The following is a 6,000-nucleotide window of genomic DNA, read 5'->3' on the forward strand; positions in this document are numbered from 1 at the left end:
GCGGTTCGTCCCGTGCGCCTCACCCACTACGGTGAGGCGTGGATTACGTCGGGAGCTAGTGAGGATCACGTGGACGTCTTCGAGGTGCACCGTCGGCTCATCCGGGACTACAAGGAGTACACGTCCGGATCGGTGGTGATCGACGACCCGCGGATCGGCGAGAAGGTGTCCAAGTCCCTTGCCGACGGAGACCAGTGGCCCGACCCCTGGCTCTCGCTCAACCCGAGCTTCGCGAGCGGCGGTACCGTCGACCACCTCGCCGACGACCTCGGCCTGCTCCACCCCGAGTGCAAGAGGATCTTCCGCACCGGCAAGGACAAGCGGGGTGCGACGATCCGTCCCATCCGCTTCCACCGGCATCAGCGTGACGCCATCGAGGCCGCCGACTCGAAGGACTCGTACGTCCTGACGACCGGCACCGGCTCCGGAAAGAGCCTCGGCTACATCGTGCCCATCGTCAGCCGGATCCTGAGCGAGAAGCGGCCCGGAGACCCCCCGGGCATCAAGGCGATCATCGTCTACCCGATGAACGCGCTGGCCAACAGCCAGCGGGGCGAGCTGAGGAAGTTCCTCACCGCCGGATACGGCGAGGGCGACGAGCCCGTCACGTACGCCCGTTACACGGGCCAGGAGAAGCAGTCCGAGAAGGACGCGGTCCTCGACACCCCCCCGGACATCCTGCTCACCAACTACGTGATGCTGGAGCTGATGCTCACCCGCCCCGAGGAGCGCAAGCGGCTCATCGGCCGGGCCAAGGGCCTGCGCTTCCTCGTCCTGGACGAACTGCACACCTACCGCGGCCGTCAGGGCGCCGACGTCGCCCTGCTGGTCCGGCGTGTGCGCGAGGCGTGCGAGTCGCCTGCCCTGCAGTGCGTCGGCACATCCGCCACCATGTCCACCAAGGGCACCCCCGCCGCCCGCCGCCGTGAGGTCGCCGAGGTCGCGTCCACGCTGTTCGACACGGAGATCTTCCCGGAGCGGGTGGTGGGCGAGACCCTGGTCCGCGCGACCGGCGACACGCCCCCCACGCGTACCGAACTCGCTGCCCGCGTCAGGGAGAACAACCCTCCGCTGGAGTACGACGCACTCAAGGCCGACCCGCTGGCCCGCTGGGTCGAGACCGCCTTCGGCCTCGCCGAGACGGCCGACGAGGACGGCACCCGCCTGCTGGTGCGAGCCAAGCCCACCACCGTGGAGCTCGCCGCGCGCGCCCTGCGCGAGGACGCCTTCGAGATCCCGCGCGACGCACCCGAGGACGAGCCGTACACCGCCTGTGCCAAGGCCATCCGGTCCACCCTCCGGGCCGGCACGCAGGTCCGCGACGCCGACGACCGCGCGCTGTTCGCGTTCCGCCTCCACCAGTTCCTCTCCAAGGGCGGCTCGGCGTATGTCTCCCTGGAGCCGGCGGACAGCCGCCACATCACCCGCACTTACCAGCAGCGGGTGCCCGGAGAGCCGGAGAAGCTTCTGCTGCCGCTGTCCTTCTGCCGCGAGTGCGGCCAGGAGTACCTCACCGTGGCCCGCGAGCAGAGCGACGACGGCAAGGTCTCCTTCCGCACCCGTGAGGACGCGGATGACGAGCAGGGCTATCTCTACCTCTCGGCCGCCAACCCGTGGCCCGAGCGTGTCACGGACGCGATCGACCAGCGCCGCTTCCCCGACAGCTGGCTCACCCTCGACCCGAAGAAGGGCACGCCCGTCCTCACCGCGAGCCGCAAGAAGCGCGCCCCGCAGCCCGTGTGGGTGAGGCCCGACGGCACTGCGGTGAACAAGGACGGGGACGGCCTGTACGCCGCCTATGTGCCCGCCCCGTTCCTGTTCTGCCTGGAGTGCGGGGTCAGCTACGAGGAAGTGCGGGAGCGGGATTTCGCCAAGCTGATGACGCTCGACCAGGAGGGCCGGTCCACGGCCACGTCCGTCGTCAGCGCTTCCATCGTGCGCCATCTGAAGAGTCTGCCGGAGAAGGAACTCGGCGATGACGCACGCAAGTTGCTCACCTTCGTCGACAACCGGCAGGACGCCAGCCTCCAGTCCGGGCACTTCAACGACTTCGTGATGGTCACCCAGCTGCGGGGCGCGCTGTACCGCGCGATGCTGAAGGCGGGGGAGAAGGGGCTGCGCTGGAAGCGGCTGGGCGAGGAGGTCGTCGAGGCGCTGGGGCTGGCCCCGCACGAGTACGCCAACAACCCCACCGAGGTGGAGGCGCTCGCCGAGGAGACGCGGGACGCGCTGGCCCAGGTGGCCGAGTACCGGCTCTTCCTGGACCTGGAGCGCGGCTGGCGGGTCACCATGCCCAACCTGGAGCAGACCGGTCTGCTCGGCCTGGAGTACGCGGGGCTCGACCAGATCGCCGAGGACGAGGAGCGCTGGCAGCGGGCGGCGGGGCCGCTGCGCACCGCCACTCCCGCCACCCGGCTCGATCTCGCCCGGGTCCTCATGGACGAGCTGCGCCGCCAGCGGGCCGTGGACACCCCGTACTTCACCGAGGCGAAGTTCAACGAGCTCCGCAAGGAGTCGGCGAAGCTCAACGACGCCTGGGGGATCGCCGACACCGAGGCGGCGCCCCCCACGCCGACCGTCGCCCTGCCGCGCGCGGGGCGGCCCGGCCGTAGCCGCAGCGAGAAGAACCTCACCGGCCGCGGCGCTTTCGGCCGCCACGTCCGCAAGCCGGACACCTTCCCGGGCTGGGACCACGACCTGTCCCTCGACGACGCCCAGAAAGTGATCCGCGACCTGCTCGAAATCCTCGCCGACGGCGGTGTCCTGAGCCGGATCACCCAGGGCCGGGGCGAGGACCCCGGCTACCAGATCCACCACCCGGTGATCCGCTGGCACGCCCGCGACGACGAGTACGGCACGGTGGACCGGCTGCGCCGCACCTACCGCACCGGCCGGGGCCCCCGCGTGAACGCCTTCTTCAAGGGGCTCTACAAGGAGGTCGCGTCCACCTTCGCCGGACTGCACGCCGCCGAGCACACCGCCCAGGTCCACCCCGACGTCCGCGAGGAGCGGGAGAAGCTGTTCAGCAAGGGGTTGCCGCTGCCCCTGCTGTACTGCTCGCCCACGATGGAGCTCGGCGTCGACATCGCCAGCCTCAACGCCGTCAACCTCCGCAACGTCCCGCCGACCCCAGCGAACTACGCCCAGCGCTCCGGCCGCGCGGGCCGCTCCGGCCAGCCCGCGCTGGTCACCACGTACTGCGCGACCGGCAACAGCCACGACCAGTACTACTTCACCCGCTCCGACCAGATGGTCGCGGGCACCGTCGCGGCTCCCCGCCTCGACCTGGCCAACGAGGACCTGCTCGCCTCCCACGTGCACGCCATCTGGCTCGCCGAGACCCGCCTGGAACTCGGCCGCACCATGACCAGGATCCTCGACACCGACGGCAAGACCCCCTCGCTGGAGCTGCTTCCCGAGGTGCGGGAGCAGATCGACAGGCCGGCCGCCCAGCAGCGAGCGCTCGTCCGGGCCCGCACCGTCCTCGCGGGCTGCGTCGACGCCCTGCGCGAGACGTCCTGGTGGCACGACCAGTGGCTGGAGGACACCGTCACCAAGGCCCCCGGGCGTTTCGACGAGAAGTGCGGACGCTGGCGGAACCTCTACCGCAAGGCCCTGGAGGAGCGGGAGATCCAGCACGACAACATCCGCAACCGCACGGCGACCGGCCGCTCCCAGGCCCAGGCCGTCCGCCGCCGCGCCCAGGCGGAGAACCAGATCGCCCTCCTGGAGAACAGGCAGGGCGGCGAGCGCACGGTGATGTCCGACTTCTATCCGTACCGCTACTTCGCCTCCGAGGGCTTCCTGCCCGGCTACTCCTTCCCCCGGCTGCCGCTCGCCGCCTACATCCCCGGCACCGGCCGCACCAGCCGCGGCTACGACGGCGACTACCTCCAGCGGTCCCGCTTCATCGCGATCCGCGAGTTCGGGCCGGGTGCGCTGATCTACCACGAGGGCAGCCGGTTCAAGGTGGACCGCGTGCAGCTGCCCCCGGACACCAGCGGCGAACTGACCACCGAGAGCGCCAAGGTGTGCCAGGGCTGCGGCTATCTGTCCCCCGAGGATCGGCGCGAGGACACCTGCCTGGGCTGCAACAGCTCGTTCGGCGATCCCCGCACCGGGCTGCTGCACCTGCACACCGTCTTCACCCACCGCCGCGACCGGATCTCCTCCGACGAGGAGGAGCGCCAGCGCACGGGCTACGCGGTGGAGATCTCCTACCGTTTCAAGCAGCACGAGGACGGCCGGGACGGTTCGCTGCGCGCCGAGGCGAAGGCCGCGGCCGGCCGCCTCCTCGCCGAACTGGTCTACGGCGACAGCGCCACCGTCCGGCTCACCAACCTGGGCTACCGCCGCTCGGTCGCCAAGGGCGACATCGGCTTCTGGCTCGACCCGGCCACCGGCCAGTGGCTGGCCGGCTCCACCGGCAGGCCGAGCACGAGCGGGCCCGGCCGGGAGACCCCGGTGGAGGACGAGGGCCTCGCCGACGCGGAGAAGGTCGTGCGCAAGGTCCCCGTCATCCCCTACGTCCAGGACACCCGCAACATCCTCGTCCTCAAGCTCGCGGCCCCCGTCGACAAGGACACCGCGATCACCCTCCAGTACGCGCTGGAGCGGGGCATCGAGGCCGAGTTCCAGCTGGAGGACTCCGAGCTGGACACCGAGGAGCTGCCGCCGCACGACGGTCCCCGCGAGCGGCTGCTGTTCATCGAGAGCGCCGAGGGCGGCGCGGGCGTCCTGCGCCGCCTCCAGGCCGAGCCCGACGCGCTCGCCCGCGCCGCCCGCCGTGCCCTGGTGATCGCGCACTTCGACCAGGTCGGGCGCGACCGGGGAGCCGAGAAGCGCAACGGCGACCCATGCGAGAAGGGCTGCTACGACTGCCTGCTCTCCTTCGGCAACCAGCGCCACCACCGGATGATCGACCGCCACCTGGTGAAGCAGCTGCTGATGGACTTCGCGGGCGGCGAGGTCGGCTCCAGCCACGCGGGCCGCACCCGCGACGAGCAGGCCGACGCGCTCATCGAGGGCGCCGACTCCTCCCTGGAGGAGCGGTTCGTCGCCCACCTCAGGACCCACGGCCACCGCCTGCCCGACCATCAGCAGGTCCGGCTGAGCGCGGCCCTGTCCAAGCCGGACTTCGTCTACGACACCTCCTTCGGCCCCGTCGCGGTCTTCGTCGACGGCCCGCACCACGACCACGCGGAGACGACGCTGCGCGACGAGGAGGCCGCCGAGCGGCTGAAGGAGATCGGCTGGGAGGTCATCCGCATCCGCTACGACGACGACTGGTCGAAGGCCGTCGCCGACTACCCTTCGGTGTTCGGTGAGGCGCGCCGCTGATCTGCTGATCCCAGGGACCGGGACGGACCCCTTCGGCCCGCCCCGGTCTCACGGCTCGCACGCGATCCGCCCGGTCACCGCCCCGCCCGAACGACTCCTACCGCCCCGACTCCGGAAGGCCCGCATGACCACCGCCGCCCAGCCGACCAGGCAGTACGCCGTCGGCTCCCTCGTCCACGCCCGGGGCCGTGAGTGGGTCGTGCTGCCCGACTCCACAGCCGAGCTGCTCGTCCTGCGCCCGCTCGGCGGCGCCGACGACGACATCGCGGGCGTCCTGCCGGGCCTGGAGACCGTGGTCCAGGCTACTTTCGCCCTGCCCACCCCTTCCGACCTGGGCGATCAGCAGGCGGCCGGGCTGCTGCGCACCGCCCTGCGTATCGGCTTCCGCTCCGGCGCGGGCCCCTTCCGGTCCCTCGCCTCGATCGCCGTCGACCCGCGCCCCTACCAGCTGGTTCCGCTGCTGATGGCGCTGCGTCAGGACACCGTCCGGCTGCTGATCGCCGACGACGTCGGTATCGGCAAGACGGTGGAGGCCGGGCTGATCGCCGCCGAGTTGCTGGCGCAGGGCGACGCCCGCGGTCTGGTCGTGCTGTGCTCGCCCGCCCTGGCCGAGCAGTGGCGGGCCGAGCTGTACGGCAAGTTCGGCGTCGACGCCCGTCT

At 71.3% G+C, this 6,000-nt stretch carries 2 protein-coding genes; both read left to right on the forward strand.

Annotation, left to right across the window (positions count from 1 at the left end; all coding sequences use genetic code 11):
• The first annotated feature begins 69 nt into the window (after positions 1-69).
• Positions 70-5,340, forward strand: coding sequence for a DEAD/DEAH box helicase (locus tag SZN_RS14070; RefSeq protein ID WP_007495449.1), 5,271 nt, complete (start codon positions 70-72; stop codon positions 5,338-5,340).
• Positions 5,341-5,464: 124 nt separating this feature from the next.
• The coding region (locus SZN_RS14075) for a DEAD/DEAH box helicase family protein (RefSeq protein ID WP_007495451.1) at positions 5,465-6,000 on the forward strand (536 nt) is incomplete at its 3' end.

Origin of the sequence: Streptomyces zinciresistens K42, assembly GCF_000225525.1 — a bacterium.
GTDB lineage: Bacteria > Actinomycetota > Actinomycetes > Streptomycetales > Streptomycetaceae > Streptomyces > Streptomyces zinciresistens.